This is a genomic window from Actinomadura harenae (genome assembly GCF_003696215.1).
Taxonomy (GTDB): Bacteria; Actinomycetota; Actinomycetes; order Streptosporangiales; family Streptosporangiaceae; genus Spirillospora; species Spirillospora harenae.
In genome coordinates this window covers 48,948-65,219 of sequence record NZ_RFFG01000047.1, presented here as the reverse complement: position 1 = coordinate 65,219, position 16,272 = coordinate 48,948, and the positions used below count along the sequence as shown (strand labels likewise).

24 protein-coding genes and 1 pseudogene are annotated in these 16,272 nt (G+C 68.7%); 7 read left to right on the top strand and 18 right to left on the bottom strand.

The window, feature by feature from the left end; genetic code table 11:
* Nucleotides 1-137 precede the first annotated feature (137 nt).
* From EBO15_RS24760 to EBO15_RS24750, 3 genes are all read left to right on the top strand, one after another.
* Nucleotides 138-707, top strand: a complete 570-nt coding sequence (locus tag EBO15_RS24760; RefSeq protein ID WP_122196839.1) for a TIGR03086 family metal-binding protein — start codon at nucleotides 138-140, stop codon at nucleotides 705-707.
* 1,096 nt (nucleotides 708-1,803) lie between these two features.
* Nucleotides 1,804-2,763, top strand: coding sequence for a helix-turn-helix domain-containing protein (locus EBO15_RS24755; RefSeq protein WP_147481637.1), 960 nt, complete (start codon nucleotides 1,804-1,806; stop codon nucleotides 2,761-2,763).
* Nucleotides 2,739-2,942, top strand: coding sequence for a GntP family permease (locus tag EBO15_RS24750; RefSeq protein WP_233616408.1), 204 nt, complete (start codon nucleotides 2,739-2,741; stop codon nucleotides 2,940-2,942). Before EBO15_RS24755 ends, EBO15_RS24750 begins: the two co-directional genes overlap by 25 nt.
* Here the strand turns inward: EBO15_RS24750 and EBO15_RS24745 are convergent.
* The 11 genes and pseudogenes from EBO15_RS24745 to EBO15_RS46880 form a co-directional block, all read right to left on the bottom strand.
* Entirely contained in the window at nucleotides 2,935-4,101 is a 1,167-nt protein-coding gene (locus tag EBO15_RS24745; RefSeq protein WP_122196828.1) for a methyltransferase domain-containing protein, read from the bottom strand. The genes EBO15_RS24750 and EBO15_RS24745 overlap by 8 nt on opposite strands.
* Nucleotides 4,102-4,110: 9 nt before the next feature.
* On the bottom strand, nucleotides 4,111-4,278 hold the full coding sequence (locus tag EBO15_RS44410) for a hypothetical protein (RefSeq protein ID WP_158628350.1): 168 nt from the start codon (nucleotides 4,276-4,278) through the stop codon (nucleotides 4,111-4,113).
* Nucleotides 4,279-4,472: 194 nt separating this feature from the next.
* Complete coding sequence (locus EBO15_RS24740; RefSeq protein WP_122196827.1) at nucleotides 4,473-4,979, bottom strand: HAD family hydrolase; 507 nt, start codon at nucleotides 4,977-4,979, stop codon at nucleotides 4,473-4,475.
* Nucleotides 4,976-5,176 (bottom strand): hypothetical protein, encoded by a 201-nt coding sequence (locus EBO15_RS24735; protein WP_122196826.1) that lies wholly within the window; start codon nucleotides 5,174-5,176, stop codon nucleotides 4,976-4,978. Before EBO15_RS24735 ends, EBO15_RS24740 begins: the two co-directional genes overlap by 4 nt.
* A complete protein-coding gene (locus EBO15_RS24730; protein WP_122196825.1) occupies nucleotides 5,173-5,655 on the bottom strand; it encodes a hypothetical protein in 483 nt (160 codons plus the stop codon). Before EBO15_RS24730 ends, EBO15_RS24735 begins: the two co-directional genes overlap by 4 nt.
* On the bottom strand, nucleotides 5,652-6,440 hold the full coding sequence (locus EBO15_RS24725; protein ID WP_122196824.1) for an endonuclease/exonuclease/phosphatase family protein: 789 nt from the start codon (nucleotides 6,438-6,440) through the stop codon (nucleotides 5,652-5,654). Before EBO15_RS24725 ends, EBO15_RS24730 begins: the two co-directional genes overlap by 4 nt.
* Complete coding sequence (locus EBO15_RS24720; protein ID WP_147481636.1) at nucleotides 6,437-6,751, bottom strand: hypothetical protein; 315 nt, start codon at nucleotides 6,749-6,751, stop codon at nucleotides 6,437-6,439. The genes EBO15_RS24725 and EBO15_RS24720 overlap by 4 nt, the downstream gene beginning before the upstream one ends.
* Nucleotides 6,752-6,973: 222 nt before the next feature.
* Nucleotides 6,974-7,825, bottom strand: coding sequence for a helix-turn-helix domain-containing protein (locus EBO15_RS24715; protein WP_122196822.1), 852 nt, complete (start codon nucleotides 7,823-7,825; stop codon nucleotides 6,974-6,976).
* A 33-nt stretch (nucleotides 7,826-7,858) separates the two neighbouring features.
* Entirely contained in the window at nucleotides 7,859-8,005 is a 147-nt protein-coding gene (locus tag EBO15_RS47120; RefSeq protein WP_325051940.1) for a DUF6879 family protein, read from the bottom strand.
* A 118-nt stretch (nucleotides 8,006-8,123) separates the two neighbouring features.
* Nucleotides 8,124-8,306, bottom strand: a pseudogene (locus EBO15_RS47115) (DUF6879 family protein); the annotation flags it as partial.
* 165 nt (nucleotides 8,307-8,471) lie between these two features.
* Nucleotides 8,472-8,606, bottom strand: coding sequence for a hypothetical protein (locus EBO15_RS46880; protein ID WP_267898427.1), 135 nt, complete (start codon nucleotides 8,604-8,606; stop codon nucleotides 8,472-8,474).
* A gap of 102 nt (nucleotides 8,607-8,708) precedes the next feature.
* Between EBO15_RS46880 and EBO15_RS46875 the strand changes: the two genes are divergently transcribed.
* Entirely contained in the window at nucleotides 8,709-8,918 is a 210-nt protein-coding gene (locus tag EBO15_RS46875) for a DUF397 domain-containing protein (protein WP_122196821.1), read from the top strand.
* Between the two features lie 218 nt (nucleotides 8,919-9,136).
* Here the strand turns inward: EBO15_RS46875 and EBO15_RS24700 are convergent, their stop codons facing one another.
* A complete protein-coding gene (locus EBO15_RS24700; RefSeq protein ID WP_122196820.1) occupies nucleotides 9,137-9,712 on the bottom strand; it encodes an NUDIX hydrolase in 576 nt (191 codons plus the stop codon).
* Nucleotides 9,713-9,869: 157 nt separating this feature from the next.
* Here EBO15_RS24700 and EBO15_RS24695 point away from each other — a divergent pair, with 157 nt between their 5' ends.
* The 3 genes from EBO15_RS24695 to EBO15_RS24685 all read left to right on the top strand — a co-directional run bounded on the left by EBO15_RS24695 (nucleotide 9,870) and on the right by EBO15_RS24685 (nucleotide 12,358).
* Nucleotides 9,870-10,358, top strand: a complete 489-nt coding sequence (locus EBO15_RS24695; protein ID WP_122196838.1) for an HD domain-containing protein — start codon at nucleotides 9,870-9,872, stop codon at nucleotides 10,356-10,358.
* 479 nt (nucleotides 10,359-10,837) lie between these two features.
* Nucleotides 10,838-11,542, top strand: coding sequence for a DNA/RNA non-specific endonuclease (locus tag EBO15_RS24690; protein WP_158628349.1), 705 nt, complete (start codon nucleotides 10,838-10,840; stop codon nucleotides 11,540-11,542).
* A gap of 306 nt (nucleotides 11,543-11,848) precedes the next feature.
* The gene (locus EBO15_RS24685) at nucleotides 11,849-12,358 is read left to right on the top strand and encodes a hypothetical protein (protein ID WP_122196818.1); all 510 of its coding nucleotides are present in this window, start codon (nucleotides 11,849-11,851) and stop codon (nucleotides 12,356-12,358) included.
* Here the strand turns inward: EBO15_RS24685 and EBO15_RS24680 are convergent.
* The 6 genes from EBO15_RS24680 to EBO15_RS24650 form a co-directional block, all read right to left on the bottom strand.
* Entirely contained in the window at nucleotides 12,347-12,895 is a 549-nt protein-coding gene (locus EBO15_RS24680) for a hypothetical protein (RefSeq protein ID WP_122196817.1), read from the bottom strand. The genes EBO15_RS24685 and EBO15_RS24680 overlap by 12 nt on opposite strands.
* 117 nt (nucleotides 12,896-13,012) lie before the next feature.
* On the bottom strand, nucleotides 13,013-13,516 hold the full coding sequence (locus EBO15_RS24675) for an HAD family hydrolase (protein ID WP_122196816.1): 504 nt from the start codon (nucleotides 13,514-13,516) through the stop codon (nucleotides 13,013-13,015).
* Nucleotides 13,516-13,710 carry a hypothetical protein gene (locus tag EBO15_RS24670; protein ID WP_122196815.1) on the bottom strand — a complete coding sequence of 65 codons (195 nt, stop codon included), beginning with the start codon at nucleotides 13,708-13,710 and terminating at the stop codon, nucleotides 13,516-13,518. The genes EBO15_RS24675 and EBO15_RS24670 overlap by 1 nt, the downstream gene beginning before the upstream one ends.
* 25 nt (nucleotides 13,711-13,735) lie before the next feature.
* The gene (locus tag EBO15_RS24665) at nucleotides 13,736-14,194 is read right to left on the bottom strand and encodes a hypothetical protein (RefSeq protein ID WP_122196814.1); all 459 of its coding nucleotides are present in this window, start codon (nucleotides 14,192-14,194) and stop codon (nucleotides 13,736-13,738) included.
* Complete coding sequence (locus EBO15_RS24660; RefSeq protein ID WP_122196813.1) at nucleotides 14,191-14,979, bottom strand: endonuclease/exonuclease/phosphatase family protein; 789 nt, start codon at nucleotides 14,977-14,979, stop codon at nucleotides 14,191-14,193. Before EBO15_RS24660 ends, EBO15_RS24665 begins: the two co-directional genes overlap by 4 nt.
* A 438-nt stretch (nucleotides 14,980-15,417) precedes the next feature.
* Nucleotides 15,418-16,266, bottom strand: a complete 849-nt coding sequence (locus tag EBO15_RS24650; protein WP_122196811.1) for a helix-turn-helix domain-containing protein — start codon at nucleotides 16,264-16,266, stop codon at nucleotides 15,418-15,420.
* Between the last annotated feature and the right edge of the window lie 6 nt (nucleotides 16,267-16,272).

Genomic DNA, 16,272 nt, shown 5'->3' with positions numbered 1-16,272 from the left:
GCGGCATCGCCCTCATGCGCAACCTGGCCATGACCGACTGAACCAACAACCGGCACGACACCCCACCAACAGGCCCGCCGCAACATCCCCGACCTGCATGCCCTGATCATTACGGGACAACCTTTAGCGTGGCCGCCATGTCACACCTAACTCGTGCGGTCGAGGCCATGGCCGCGGTCGCCCGTGCGATCACCGACGACCAGCTCGCCAACAAGACTCCGTGCACGGAGTACGACGTGCGGGCATTGGTCAACCACCTCCTGTTCTGGGGTCCGTCGCTCGCTGGTGCCGGCCACAAGGAGTCCGTTCCACAGCCGGCGGCCGCCGAGGCCGATGTGGACCTGACGGCCGACGACTGGCGCCGCCACCTGCTCGCCCTCCTGGACGACATCACGTCGTCATGGGCGCCGCCGAGCGCCTGGAAGGGCGAGACGAGCATGGGCACGCCGCAGACGCTGCCCGCGTCCGTCATGGGCGACATGATCGTCGGTGAGCTGGCCGTACACGCCTGGGACCTGGCGGTCGCGACCGGGCAGAAGCTGGAACTGCCCGCCGACCTGCTGGCTCATCTGCACGACACGATGTTCGCCGCCGTGGAGCAGGGGCGGGGGATGGGCCTGTACGGACCGCTGGTCGCGGTGCCGGCCGACGCACCCACCATGGACCGCATCCTCGGCCTGACCGGCCGTGACCCCGCCTGGGCGTAGCCACTGCCTGACGACGTCGGTCCCATCGAACGGCCCAAGGCAGAAGCAGGCGCTCCAACCATCGCCGTTCCTGGACCCATGGGGCCCGGCCCGTCCATGCGGTCGTACACCGTGACAGAGAGTCTCGAACTTGCATCAGCGCCTACCTGCCACTTTCGGCGTAATTGCAGGCCAAGAGAGCGCTGATGCAAGTTCGAATGACCGCCGCTTTGCCGGGCTATGAGTTCGCGGCGGCGGAGAGAAGGGCAGCCTGCAGGTGAGTTGGGCTTGATCGAGAAACCCGAGTAGGGGCGATCGGCGCCGGGGGAAACAGGCATTGTGTTTGCCGATCCTCCGCCGCCTGGGCGGTCCCGGGAAGCGATTATGCCCAATCGTGCGACATAGCAGACAGGCCAGAAAGGAACTGCCATCGTGAACATTACTCTGCGCCGGGGCGTACTCGGTACCAGCGTGTTTGCAGTGAGCGCCGCTCTGCTGCTCACGGCACTGCCCGCTGAGGCTCGTACCACCGCAGCTCGTGACTGCAGGCTTGCCTACAGCTCGATGTATCCCGGACCCAACGGAGAGACCGAAGGGGAGGGGAAGTTCTCCGAAGGAGCCCAAGACCCCACCGGACGTACCTGTCGCAATGGCTGGTGGGAGGAGTCCCCCGAGCAGATCCAGGCCATGCAGGACGCAATGAACCCCTTCCAATCCGTACAGCTGGGGAACTGAGGCGAATCACACCCGTATGAGGAAGCTGGTCGGATTTGCGGGTGGAGCGTGACCCTGGTCGGGCCGATCTCCTGAGGTGACGGTCCGCGCCCTGTCCGGCAAGGTGTGCCGCGCCTGAGCGCTCGGCGTGAGGTTCGCCCAGTTCGCACCGGGTCGTGGGAACCCGCGACCCGGTGCGCCGAACCCCGGCAAACCGTGTGACCTTGAAAAGTACTTCGGTGAAAGAAACCCCTCCACCAGCACGAAGCCGTTCACGGATTGGCCGCTTCGTGGCCGGTCGGTCGGTGTATCGTCTCGACCGCACCCCATAAACGAAGCGACCCCCAGCGGTGCTACCAACACCGGCTGAGGGTCTGGCCAGCCAGACTTACAAGGAGTCCAGGTGGTTGAACGCGATGCTATCGCGCCGACTGAAGCGCCGTCATCCCCGGCCAGGGCGTGCCGCCCGCCGCGCGGGATGCGCCGGGTCCGCACCCGGCACACCAGCCGCTTCACGGTCGTCCCCAACGACCTCGCCCAGCACACCCACCTGAGCCTACGCGCCCGTGGCCTGGGCCTCCTGCTGCTGTCACTCCCGGACGGCGCGGACGTCTCCATCCGCGGCCTCGCCACACGACTCAACGAAGGCGAGATCGCCATCGGCCGCGCCCTCCGCGAACTCGAGACGGCCGGATACCTGACCCGCCGCGTCATCCGCCTCACCGACGGCCGCGTCATCACACGCACCACCGTCCGCGACATCCCCACCACCGAAAACGAACAGCCCACCGACCAGGATGTTCCGGACGCAACACACGAACCCCCCACCGCAGCACCCGAACCCGCACCCGAACCCGCCCCCGACGCGGCGAACCCCTCCACACCGCCAGCCGAACCGACCCCGCCCACACCACAAACCACCCGACCCGCGGCGCAGCCGCTCGCGCCCGCCGCACTCACCGCCGGAACACGCCTGCTCATCAACCTCGCCGCACGTGAACCACGGCTGACCATCACCGCAGCCGCGCTACCCGAACTCGCCGCCCTCTGCGAACAGGCGCTCGCCGCCGACATCACGCCCGACCAGATCCACCGCACCCTGACCAGCAACCTGCCCACCGAAATCCGGTCAGCCGCCGCACTCATCCGGCACCGGCTGACCCAACACCTGCCCGTCTGGAAGGCCGCCGCCGCCATCCGCGACCGTCAGAAGGCCAGCCCGGCCACCACCCAGCACGGGCTTCACATCGCACCGTCACCCGCTGCCGCCCGCTGGACCGAATGCGCCGACTGCGCGCGCCCACTCCGCGCCGCAACACCGGACGGCCTGTGCGGCAATTGCCGCGACGACCTCGCAGCCTGACCCGGCCCTGCGCGCGGCTCGTCGACCTCGCCTCCCACGTCAACGACGGCGGCTTCTGGATCGTCTCCCGCTCCTTCAACCTCACCGTCCGAGACACCCTCAAGACCAGGACGGTCCTGGAGACGATCCTCTCGGCAGTCGGCTTCGCCATGGCCGCCACCCTGAGCACCCTTATCTGAGCGGCACCCCCATCGCCGGGTCGTCGCCAAGGCAGAGCCGGGTCTCCTGGTCGGTGACGAGGAGACGGAACCGGTCCGGTCCGGGGGAGCCCTGCCCGGACCACCAGGCGAATGCCCGCTCGACCTCGTCCCACAGGCGGCGCTCGCCGTACTGGGTGACGGTGTGCTCCCCGGTCGGGCCCGGCTCGCAGGACGCCCATGACCCCCGCGGATCGCTCGCCTCGGCCGCCAGGTAGGACGTCGTGCCGTCCGCGTTGGGGGAGTACAGGAGGAACAGGTCGGGGACGTGCATGACCAGCGCAAGTTCTGCGCCTTCCCCTGCGTCCGCGATCCGCGCAGGGTCCTGGTGCGTGGTGGTCACCCGCGCGTCGTCCCGGTGGTGAGCGGCCCAGATCGGGGACGAGCGCTGGGACCGCAGCATCATGTACCCGGCGCGACCGTGGAAGGTGCCGACGCCGTGCCCTTCGGGGGTGACGGTCAGCCTGAGCCGGTACCCGCCGATGCCCTCGGGCATCCAGGGCATCACCACGCGTCCGCCGGGACGGAGTTGCTTCAGCCAGGCAGGGGGGATGTCGCGTACACCGGCGGTCACGTGGATGGCGTCGTAGGGGGCTCCCTGCGGCCACCCCTCGCTCCCGTCCCCGACCACGAGCGTCGGAGAGTACCCCGCTGCCTGGAGGTTCGCGGCGGCACGCGCGGCCACCTCGGGGTCGATCTCCACACTGACGACGTTCCCCGCGCCGACCCGCTCGGCCAGAAGCGCGGCCGTCCACCCGGTCCCGGTGCCGACGTCGAGGACGCGTTCCCCCTCACGCAGCGCGAGAAGCTCCAGGAAAGGGAGGACGACCCCGGGAGCCGAATTCGAGGACGAAGGGTCCCCCTGCGCGGATGCCGGGTCGGACGCACCGTCGTCCCGCTGGGTGATGACCGCCATGTTCGAGTAGACGGCGTCCCACCAGCCGTCGGGGTCGCCGACCCGGTCGATCGGACGAGCGGGCGGCCCGTCAGCCACGCGACACGGCAACGCGTACCCACGATCGGGGACGAACAGATGACGAGGCACAGCCCGCATCGTCCGCCGCCACGATCGGTCGGTCAGCTCCCCGCCGGCCTCCAGCACATCGGCCAGCCGCTCAACGCCATCGTCCACCCTGCTCATGCCCCTCCCTCAAGGAGTTCCGCGAACGTCCCCGGCGATCGGGGCCCCGGTCCGTTCCTCCAGCCACGACCACTGGCCGTTCGGGTTGCACTCGAAGAACACAGGCTCGTCCCGCTCGGTGAGCCCGAAGTCGAAGCACCCGAACTCCAGGCCGAAAACCTTGAGGTAGCGGACCATGGACCGAGCCGGTTCGGGCGGCGTTTCGCACCAGGTGTAGCGGCTGTCCTGTTGACGTCCGGATGGTTCACGTTCAGGCAATTCGGATCCAGACTGATACTGACAGTGACCAAATTTCGATTCGTCAAGGGCAGTGCCCCGGACCCGGACGGCGCGGCGGTGCTCTCACCGCCGCCGTCAGGAATCGTCCGTGCTCATGACGAGGTGACCTTCCTGCGGGTGAGGAGGTTGGGAAGTTCGGAGACGTGGCGGATGAGGTCGACGCCTTCGGGGAGGTGTTCGTTGCTCCGCAGTCCGTTGGGGCGGACCAGGGCTCCGCGGATGCCGTGCCGGATCGGTTCGGTGACGTCGTGGCGCAGGTTGTCGCCCACGAACAGCAGCTCTCCGGGGTCGCAGTCGGCGGCGGTGAGGGTGAGCTTGTAGAACAGCGGATCGGGTTTGGCGACTCCCAGGGAGTCCGACAGCAGCGCGGCGGTGAACAGGTGCTCGACTCCCGCCATCTGCAGGGCGGGCCAGCGGGTCTCGATGTGGATGGTGTTGCTGGCCAGGATCAGCCGGATCCCCATCGTGTGGAGTCGGTGGAGGGGTTCGACCGCGGTGAGGTCGAGGGGCTTTTGCCCGATGATCCGGTTGATCTCGGGGGCGGAGATGGTGCCGCCATAGTCGAACGCCACGGCTTTGATCGCCGGTGCGGGCATCATGCCTCCGAGAAGAGTCGTTGGGCGACGCGCAGGGGGTCACCGCTGGGCTCGAACAGTTCCTTTCTGCGGCCGTCCGGCAGGTAGGCGTCCCACCAGCCGGTACAGGTGCGTGAAGGCTTGAACCCGCCCCACTCCCGGTTCCACTCGTCGATGCCGACGTAGTCCCCGTGCACGGTGCGGTAGACGTTGATCTTCACCAGACCTCGTCCCCCTCAACGATCAGAAACCGGCGGACGCCCTCCAGCAGCCGACGACACCGCCCCGGCCGCCCACCAGTGATCCGATCGACACACCACGGCTGGAAGAAAGACGACTCACCGGGGCGGCGGGCCGAGCCCAGGGCGTGACAGCGCGGCGGGTATCCCGCCGCGCTGGCCTGGGTCCGCTGCGAAGCGGGCGTGGCCGGGGCGAAGAGCGCAGTGTGGGTCCCGTGGGGTCTGCCCGGGGCGGCGGGTGCGAGCGCCACGCGGACCTTGACGAGCAGGTCGTCGAGCGTCTGCGCCTCATACCCGGCGGTGCCGATCAGCGCCCACCATTCCCATGTGGCCCGGCCCCACCAGAACACGACCCCGGGGTACTGCCGTTCGAGCAGCGCGATCCGCTCCTCGAGGCTGACCGGCGCGGGGGTGGAGCCGTACCGGGGGCGGTAGGCGGGGGCGGTGATGGTGGCATTCACTGGAACACCTCCAGCACGGTGGTGATCAGGCTGTGGTCCGACAGGTTCGGGTTCGGCGTGCTCACCTGGTAGCCGACCGGCCGGAACCACTCCAGCGCCGGAGGCGACAGGTACAGGCGGTCGCAGCGCCGGGCCGCGTTGTCGTGCCCCGCGGTCGGGCGCCGGTCGGCGGGATCGGGGAACACCTCGGCGGCGACATCGGTGAAGCCGGCCTCCGCGAGCACCCCCGCGGCCGACGCCTCACCCGGAAGGTCCCGGCGCAACCGCTGCACCGGCGACAGCACCGACACGTCCGCCGCCCAGTCCCCGAACCCCTCGTCGTTGAAGTCCCCACCCATGACCGCTGGCCGCCGGGCGAAGTCGGTGAGCGCGCGAGCCTCGGAGACCCGGTTCGCCGGGTCGAACGGCGACAGATGGCAGCCGACCAGGCAGATCGGCTCGTCAATGCCGTCGGCGGTGGCCTCGACCACGCCCAAGGCATGCCACCACGGATGCATCGTCTGGTGACGCTCACGCCGAATCTGGACGGTGTCGGGGCGAGTCCAGACCACCACGTTGCAGTCATGCCGCGGCGCAACCGCGACCGACGGGAACATGCCCAGCCGCCGCCCCAGAGCCCACAACCCCTCACGCCCGTTGTCCAGCCACCGCTTGCCCTCGGTCGAGAACAAGACGTCCAGCTCCAGGGGCGCGAGCATCTCCGCCTGGTCGATCAGCCGACCCCAGCCGCCCAGGTCGCTGCCGCCGTTCTCGTGGTTGAACGCACCGACACGCAGAGAGGTCACGACGCGCTCCCGTCCCGCGCGGAACGCGCCCGGACGACCCGCCCGTAGTCGTCGGCGATGTCGGCCAAGGCGAGGTCGCGGGTCCGGTAGGTCCCTGCGGCGCTCACCCGCGGCTCGTGCTTCAGCGGCATCCCCGTCGCACGGAACGCCCGCCACTCCTCACTGCGGGAGTCGTGCTCGACGTACCCGAGCATCACCGTTCCGTGCCGCAGCCACGTCCGCCCAGACGGCGTCCGCTCCGCCGCGTACCCGGTCCCGAGTTCGGGGACCGATTCGAGCTGCCCCGCCCTCACAGGGACGGCAGGATTCATACCATCGTGCATAGAACGGACCTCCATCCGTTCAGGCCCCGGGTACCCGCTGTCGGGCAGCGGACCGGGGCCGCTTCACGGGCCCGGTAGACGCGGGAGTTCCATCTGGATGCCACGTCCACCCGTCGCTGCCCGTGATGGGCTTGCGCTCTTCGACTTTGACGCCTTCAACCGCGCGGGGTCGAGGATGTTGCGCCAAGTTGCGCGCGGGTTGCGCGATGCCTAGTGATCCCGGTGGGCGGCCCTGATGAGAGCCTGCGCCGATTCACCGAAGACGCAAAACTCTGACAGTTCGTCAAACGCGCGCTCGTACAACCCGATCTCGCCCGGAGCCGTCACGGCAACGCGGGCAGTCAGCAGCTCAAGACGTGCTTCGGAGTCGTCGTAGATCGTGAAGCTCTCAATCGGCCACATCGGGCGATCTGCCGTCTCGGGTATCACACCTATGCTGACTGACGGCATCGCCATCATTTCGAGTAGATGCGCAAGTTGATCGCGCATGGTGTCCGTGTCCCCGATCCGGTGCTTCAACACGCACTCCTCCAAAAGGAATGCGAACGTGTGCCTTCCTTCGGTGAGGAATTTCCGGCGAGCGAGGCGTGCGTCAACAGCTTGCACGACGTCGTCGGGGAGTTGCCGGAACCGCGTGATCGACGACAGGAGAGCGCGAACGTACATCGGCCGCTGGAGCAACCCGGGAACGACTTGAGCCTGGTAGACGCGCATCCAGCGCGTCCGCTCGTACAGAGGGATGGACGACTCCTGAAGTCTGCGCAGCCCCGTGGTCTCCAAGCGACGCCACTCGACGTAGGCGCTGTCGATGTTCCGCAGAGCGGCGATCAAGTCAGGGGCCCGCTCGTCTGCGTTGCAGGCGGTACACCACATTTGGATGTCGGCCTGGGTGACCGGCTGCACCGCATTCTCGATCCGGCTGATCTTCGACTTGTGGCAGCCGAGAGCGCCGGCCAGATCCACTGCTTTCAGGCCGGAGCCCTCGCGTATCTCCTTGAGATGATCCGCGAGGGCCTGCCGGGCGGCTTGAACCGAGGAGGACGGAGACGGTGACGATGGCAAGGAACCTGTCTCCGATGTCTGAGTCTGCCTGAGTCAGGCAGGGTGATAGTCCGAGTGGTCGACTGCGCGTCCCCAGACGGCCTCGAAAGAGGCCCGGCACGGGGTGACGATGTCGCGCTCGTCGGTCAGTTCGCCCCGCACGTGCTTGCCGTCGCTGGCGAAATGGTGGAAGCGAACCAACCTGTCGTCGAAGGACCAGTAGTCGTTCCCGGGCAGGAGCAGGTCGGCGGCCTGACCGCCGGGGAAGCCAGCGGACCTCCTCCCCGGCGGTCAGGTTCATGGACTCGGTCACCGCGTACTCGAAGCGGATGTAGTCGGTGACAGGCTCGGAGATGACCCGAGCCCGCCGTACCCGGACTCCGCGGGACACGACCCCTCCGATCAGCTCGTGCCATCGGGACTCACGATCGGTGCGATCGAACGGCGGCCCGCCCGTGAAGGTGACGAATGAGGGATCTGACGGAACGTAGGTGTCCCGCATCTCCAAGTGGAGTGCCGACTCGGAGCATCCGTTGATCAACTCAGCGAAGCTCGGCAACTCCAGCGTCCGCATCGCCTTCCTCCATCAGCGCTCGCATGATGACGTTCCGCATCCTGGCGGGCAGCCTCACTACGGTCTCCCGGGGACCCGTGGGGCTGAGTCCGTTCACGTCCGCGCGCAGCTTGGGTCGGCCACTTCCTCGCCCTGGACGACAAGGTCACCCGTGTCGGTGTCGAGGATGAGAGCAGGACAGTGGTCGCCGTCCGTGCCAGGGGCCAACGCGATCAACACTAGGGCCATGGAGAGCCTCCGTGCACTGCGTTGCGCGTTATTGCGCTTCCGTCCCGACCATCGCTCGACGACGTCCGCCCGTCGACGGGTAGACGGGATACGGTCACTCGTGTGCTACAGGATGCAGTCACTTGGGAACGTCGCTGGCGAAAGTCTTCCTACACCCAGGAACAGGACTGTGTAGAGGTCAGCGTGCTACCGGATGGCCGTCTTGCCTTCCGGGACAGCAAAGACCCCGCTGGGCCTCAACTCCTCGCGGACCAACGCGGCGCCGCGGAGCTGCTCGATCGGCTCAAGGCTGTGGAGCCTGCCATCACCTGACGAGCAGGGCGCAAGTTGGCGTCCGACGGGGCGCCTGCACGTTCTTGGCTCGCGGTTCCACGCGGCTGCGCGTGGATCACTGCCCACACATCGACGCGGGTGAAGTCCCGGGAGCGGATCGGTGCAGGCGCCGGTGACCTCCGTGCGGGTCTATCGCTACATCCGCGACGTCGTTGGCGCTTTGGGTCCCTACGACGGCGATCCGATAGTCGGCGAGTTCATGAGCCATGCGGAAGAGCGCCTGCCCGCGCTGCGAGTGCGTGGAGAACGGCCATGACCGTCGCCGCCCCGAGGATCTTCCCAGCCCGAATCAGCTCTTGCGCCTCGGCGAGCGGAACCCAGCGGACCACTTCCGCTTCATCGACATGAGGTTCCCCAACGAGGTCGGCCCCGCGCGCCACGTACAGATCTTGCGGTGCGTTGGCCGACCCGATCATCGGCTGGTAGGACAGCAGGAACTCCATGCTGCGCGGACGCCATCCGGTCTCCTCAACGACCTCACGGGCAGCAGCCTCCGCCGGGTCCTCGCCAGGGTCGGCGTAGCCACCCGGAACCTCCCAGCCCCATTGGTCCACGATGAAGCGATGTCGCCAGATCAGAAGGATGCGCTCTCCTTCCTCATCCAGGACGGCGGTCATCACGCACCGGGGGATGCGGACGACGTACTGGTCGAAAGCGAGCCCGTTGGGCAGTTCAACACTCGCGATCGACAGCTTGATGTGCCGGTTCTCATCGACGACACGCTCGCCATGGATCGTCCACTTGGTTCGCTCAGAAGGGACGCCGTGCCTCACCCACCCGACGCTACCTCGTGACGCTGTCGTCAAGCTGCTCCCGATTCCGTTCTTGGGGCGGTCGAGCAGCTTTTCGGGGGCACAGGCCGCATCCTCGACGGGGGAGAGCTCGCCCCAGAGGCGCTACCGAACCGCAGAAGTGTTCTACGGTCTCCGTATGGCGGACGAGACCGAACGTTTGACGGGCTTCCTCTATGAGATCGGGCTTCTCAAGCGCTACAAGCGGACGGGCTGGCTGGTCGCCGGGGTCAACAACCCGGAGAGCATCGCGGACCACTCGCTGCGCGCCGCTGTCATCGCGAGCGTGCTCGCCGCCCTCGAAGGGGCCGACCCCGCTCGCGCCGCGCTCCTCAGCCTCTTTCACGACACCCAGGAGACGCGCCTCACCGACATCCCCTACCTCGCCAAGCCCTACGTGACCAAGGCGTCCAACGAGCAGGTGACCAACCGCCAGACGCATGGACTGCCACGTCCGGTCGCCGACATGATCACTGACGTCGTGGGCGAGTACGAGGGGAAGTGCAGCGCTGAGGCTGCATGCGCACGCGCCTTGGAACGGCGCACGGTCCCCTGGACGGACGGAAACCCCCTGGGCCCCAGGGGCGGGGCGATGATTGCAGGAGCCTACTTTCGCCCTGTGGCCTAGTGATCGTCGTCGTTCAGTGCCCGCCCAGGCCGAACGCGGCCAGCTTGCAGCGGGCGATCGGCTCCATGTTTCCGTCAGCAGCGACTGGATGACGGGTTTGCGCGTGAGTGCTGCGGGCCGGGGGCTGCGTGGACCACACATTGACGTCCACCGGTCGCACGGATTCTGAAGTCCCCGGGTCTCCGCCCGTCCGAGCGGTCGCGCACGGGCGGAGGACGGACGGGGCCCAAGTCGGACGGTCTACGCCCGGCGGTAGCCTGGCTTTGGCCGGTGAGCGGGGAAGCTCGACCGGCACGCGGACGCTCCGCCTCCTTCGGGAGGCGGGGCGTTCTTGCGTTTCGCGTGGGCTCGTCACAGCAGCCTCATGTGTCACTGGCGTGATGCGCCTGTCGCCATCACAGTCAGTGACGTTACGGTCGCGAGCCTGTTGTCTGAGGGGGCCGTCTTTCCGGGCGGCTTCTCCAGCTCCAGGAGGTTTCGTGGCCACTCGCCGCACTACCCGCGCCCTGCTCACCGGCGCCACGCTCACCGCAGCATTGGTGTCCCCGCTGACCACAACGTCTGCGTCGGCGGTCACTGCTCCGCCGGTGCGCTCAGGGCTTCACCCTGCGGAACAGGGGCCCATCGACCCCGCGCCGTGCGCGGAGCACCTCACCCCCTCGCACACCTACCACGCAGACGGCGCGACCTACCGGACCGACGCTCAGGGCCGCCCCGAGCGAGCCGAGGCCAACGACCTGACCCACAGCGAGGCCGTGCGCGGCTCGTGCCAGGGCAAGGCGGGCCACATGGCCGGCGTCAAGGGCTACGACGGCGGTCACTTGATCGCCGCAACCCTCCACGGGGTGGACCGCAGATATGACCTGGTCCCGCAGTGGGCCAGCGTCAATCGGGGGGCGTACATGAAGTTCGAATCGGGCGCCAAGCGCTGCCTCAAGCAACCCGGCGGCCGGATCCACCACTACCGGATCAAGGTCACGTATCCCGAGGCGACGACGCTGGTTCCGGACGCTTTCCACACGGACGTGGAGGTCAGCACGACCGGACATGACCCGCAGGAGCTCAAGCTCGACTTCCCTAACCGCGAGCTCTCCCGCAGTGAATATGGTCGGCTGCGCGGAGCCTACGAGCGGCTGTACAAGGCCGCCGGATGCGGCGAGCCAGAGGCCGATGCTACCCACTGAGGTAGCTCATCAAATCGTGCGCCCCGTCCTCGTACTTCGGCCCGAGGACGGGGCGTTTGCGCTTTCCACAGAACGCCGCTCGGCTGCCTGCGGTCACACGATGTTTCTACGGTCGGGCTCCTGAACACCATCAGCGTGATTACCAGCATTGCCCAGTGCGTCACCGCGGTTGCCTCGGCCTTCCGCGCCGCGGATACCACTCGGCGCGGGGGACGGGCGCCTCACCAGTTCACGACCTCATGTTCCGACCAGCGCCTTTCGACGGGACAGGGGGCGTTTCGGCCGGACGGCTGACATGCTGGTGGCGTGGCTGATACCCGACGCCCCGAGTGGACGGCCGACTGCTGTGTGATCTGCCCCGCGCAGAAGCTCGGCGTGGGCGAGTTCGACGTCGCCGACCGGCCCGGGGCTCGCTACACCTTCGACCGCGAGCGCGGCTACCGTGTCGACACCGTCACCGGCCACCCGGTGTGCGTGCACCCGTTCCGTGTCGGCCTGGAGCCCGGACCGTACGCGTCTGCGGCAGACGGCTGGCCCGACCCGGCCGAGTTGCCGCCGGACCCGCTGGACCCCGCTCATGCGCGCCGTCCGGCTGGCGCGCCGCGCGGGGTGTTCGTCCCCGCGCCGGAGCAGCTTGAGCTGCCGGAGTCTGTGGACGACCTGGAGGGTTGGCTGGTGGCGATGCTGCGGACGGCCCCGGACGACGCGATGGCCTCCGCCCTGGATCAGGCGGAGACCATCGCCGGCGAGCGGTTCAGCGGCGAGCAGATCGTCACCGCGTTGCGGCGCGTGCTCGCCACCGAACTACGCCGGTAGGGCCTCCTCGAAGTCGATGTCGTGGCGGTGCCCCAGGTCGCGGATCCCGGCGCGGGCGAGGCGCTCACCGATCACCTTGACGCGGCGGTCGTGCTCGTCGTGGTCGAGCCAGTACCGCGACGGCGGCTCGGTGCCGTACGCCTTGGCGTAGCACATCGTGGTGTAGTCGCCGGCCTCATACGGCGGCTCGGCGCGCTCGGTGTCGGTCATGTGCACGACCTGGAAGCCGCACCGGGCCGCCATCCGCTCGGTCGCGGTCCGCTGCGCGAGGACCGCGTGCATTACCTCGTCGACCGGCTTGGCGACGGGGATCTCGGCCAGGACCTCGTCGCCGGTGAGCTGGTGCACGGCTGCCTTGATGGCGAGGGCCTTCAGCGCCTCGCCCAGCAGCGGCACGGCATCCCGGTCGGTGTCCCACGAGGACACCGTGAGCGTCCCCGTCATGCAGGTCCAGTCGTTGTTGTACTGGCCGCAACCCTCGATGAGACGGGGGTACTCGGGGTCATCGACGAGCGCGTTGTGAATGCGAGCGGCCACCGGGGCCACCTCGCGCGGATCGGGTCGAATGGACATGGGCATGGTGTCCTGCCTCCGGCGCGCCTCAGGATGTTGCCGTCTCCCCGCGGCGCGCGCCGCTGACCGCGGGGACGGGGCCTATTTCCCGCTGACCGTGTCGGCGCGGGCGAAGAGGTCGGGGAGTTCGTAGACGTGGTGGATGAGGTGGGCGCCCTCGGGGAGTTCCTCACCGCCCCGCAGCCCGTTGGGGCGGACCAGGGCCCCGCTCAGGCCGTGCCAGATGGGTTCAGTGACGTCATGGCGGAGGTTGTCGCCGACGAACAGCAGCTCGTCGGGGTCGCAGTCGGCGGCGGCGAGGGTGAGCTTGTAGAACATGGGGTCGGGCTTGGCGACGCCGAGGGGGTCGGACAGGAGCGCGGCGGTGAACAGGTCGTCGACTCCGGCCATCTGGAGTGCGGGCCAGCGGGTTTCGTGGGCGAGGGTGTTGCTCGCCAGGACCAGCCGGATCCCCATCGTGTGGAGCCGGTGCAGGGGCTCGACCGCGGCGGGGTCGAGCCGCTTCTGTCCGATGACCCGGTCGATCGTCGGCGCGGAGATGGTGCCGCCGTAGTCGAACGCGACGGCCTTGATCTGTGTGGGCATCAGGCTCCCCAGAGTCGTGCGGCGACACGCAGCGGGTCGCCGGAGGGTTCGAAGAACTCCTTGTGCTGGCCGTTGGGCAGGTAGCCGTCCCACCAGCCGGTGAACATGGACGGCTTGAACCCGCCCCACTCCCGGCCCTGCTCGTCGATGCCGTAGTAGGCGCCGTCCTTGGTGCGGTAGACGTTGATCCTCACCAGACCTCGACCTCCCCTTCGGCGATCAGGAACCGGCGGACGCCCTCGAGGAGCCGGCGACACCGGCCCGGCCGCCGACCGGTGATCCGGTCGACGTACCTCGGCGGGAAGACGGACGACGTCTCTCGGCGGTGGCCGAGCCCAAGGGGTGGTGGCGCGGCGCGTGTCCCGCTGCGCTGGACTGGGTCCACTGCAAAGCGGAGGCGGAGGCGGACGCGGCCGGGGCGAAGGGCGTGGTGTGGGCCCGGTGGAGTCCGCCCGCAGCGGCCGACGCGCGGACCTTGACGAGAAGCTCGTCGAGCGTCTGGGCCTCGTACCCGGTGGTGCCGATCAGCGCCCACCATTCCCGTGTGGCCCGTCCCCACCAGAACACGCCCCCCGGGTACAGCTGCTCGAGCAGCACGATCCGCTCCTCGAGGCTGACCGGCACGGGGGTGGAGCCGTACCGGGGGCGGTAGGCGGGGGCGGTGATGGTGGCGTTCACTGGAGCACCTCCAGCACGGTGGTGATCAGGCTGTGGTCCGACAGGTTCGGGATTGGCTTGGTGACCTGGTAGCCGACCGGCCGGAATCGCTCCATCGCCGGAGGCGACAGGTACAGGCGGTCGCAGCGCCGGGCCGCGTTGTCGTGCCCCGCGGTCGGACGGCGGTCGGCGGGATCGGGGAACACCTCGCTGGCGACATCGGTGAAGCCGGCGTCCGCGAGCACCTCCCCGGCCGACACCTCGCCCGGAAGGTCCCGGTGCAACCGCTGCACCGGCGACAGCACCGACAGGTCCGCCGCCCAGTCCCCGAACCCCTCGTCGTTGAAGTCCCCACCCATGACCGCTGGTCGCCGGGCGAAGTCGGTGAGCGCGCGGGCCTCGGAGACCCGGTTCGCCGGGTCGAACGGCGACAGATGACACCCGACGAGGGACACCGGCTCTTCCACACCCGCGACGTCCGCCTCGACGCAGGCCAGGGCGTGCCACCACGGGTGGACCTCCTGATGGCGTTCGCGCCGGATGCGCACCGTCTCGGGATTGGTCCAGATGACCAGGTTGCAGTCATGCCGGGGCGCACGCGCCACCGACGGATGCATGCCCAGATGGCGCGCGGCCAGCCACAACGCCTCACGCCCGTTGTCGAGCCATCCCTTGCCCTCCGTCGAGAACAGGACGTTCAGCTCCAGGGGGGCGAGCATCTCCGCCTGGTCGATCAGCCGGCCCCAGTCGCCGATGTCGCTGCCGCCGTTCTCGTGGTTGAACGCGCCGATCTTCAGCTGGGTCATGGCCTGCTCCGGTCCCGTGCGGCGGCGGCCCGCGCCCTGAGGCGGGCCTCGTCGTCAGTGGCGACATCAGCCAAGGCGAGCTCACGGGTTCCGTAGCCGCCCGTGGCGTCCGCGCGGGACGTGTGCTCGAGAGGCAGACCCGTCGCGCGGAACGCCCGCCACGATCGGGTGCGCGCGTCCTGCTCGACATACCCGAGCATCACCGTTCCGCGCCGCAGCCACGTCCGCCCGGACGGCGTCCGCTCCGCCCCATACCCGGTCCCCAGCCCTGGGACCGGTTCGGGCCGACCAACCCCCGTAGGAGCGGCAGGTTTCATAGAACGGACCTCCATCCGTTCAGGCCCCGGGTGCCCGCTGTTGTGCAGCGGGCCGGGGCCGCTTTTTGTGAGGTGCCTCCCACAGTGGCCGTGCGCTCGCGCGTGTGGCTAGGAACTTGCTTCAGCTTGCTCGCAGTGTCCGGATTGCGCTGCTGATCAGCTCCCGCGCCGCTGTCCCGTAGACGGCCGAGGAAGCAAGCCAGTCGAACTCCTGGACGTACACCGCGATCTCGCGGGGCTGCGTGATCGCCAGCTCGGCCGCTGCGGTATCTACCAGGACCAGACGCTCGTCGAGCAGCCAGAACCCTGTGTGTGGTGCGCGCCGGTGGCGGGCCCGGGTGGGGATGATGCCGAGGCTGAGCCGCGGCAGGATCGACAGGGTCAGGAGCCGTTCGAGCTGCGCGATCATGACGTCGTCGGCGGCGAGGCCTATCGTCAGCGCGACCTCGCACATGACCATGTGGAAACGACGGTCACGGTCACCGCGGCGCAGGACGTCCTGCCGGTCCATGCGGGCCTGGACAGCGGTGTCGACGTCACCGCCGGTGCCGTGGAACGCGATGTTGTCCCGGAACCGCTGTGCGGCGTACTCGCGGGTCTGGAGCAGGCCCGGGATCACCATCGGCTCGAAGATCCGGAACAGCGTGGTCTCGGCCTCCTGCGTCGCGATCGTCTGCTGACGGCGATGGGCGCCGGCGCGCCACTCGCGACGCCACTCACGGTACGAGCTGGAGATGCCCCGGGCGGTCGCGATCAGGTCCGGGACATGGTCGTCGGCACCGACCAGGCGGCACCAGGTGCGCAGGTCGTCCTCGCTCGGTGTCTGCCTGCCGTGCTCAATCTTCGAGACCTTGCTCTCGTGCCACCCGGCCATCTCGGCGAGGCGCCGCTGCGCGAGCTGCGCGTCTTGCCGCAGCTCGCGCAGCCGTACGCCGAGCGCTTCGCGTGCCTGCTGGTGGGACGTGGACATGGTCGG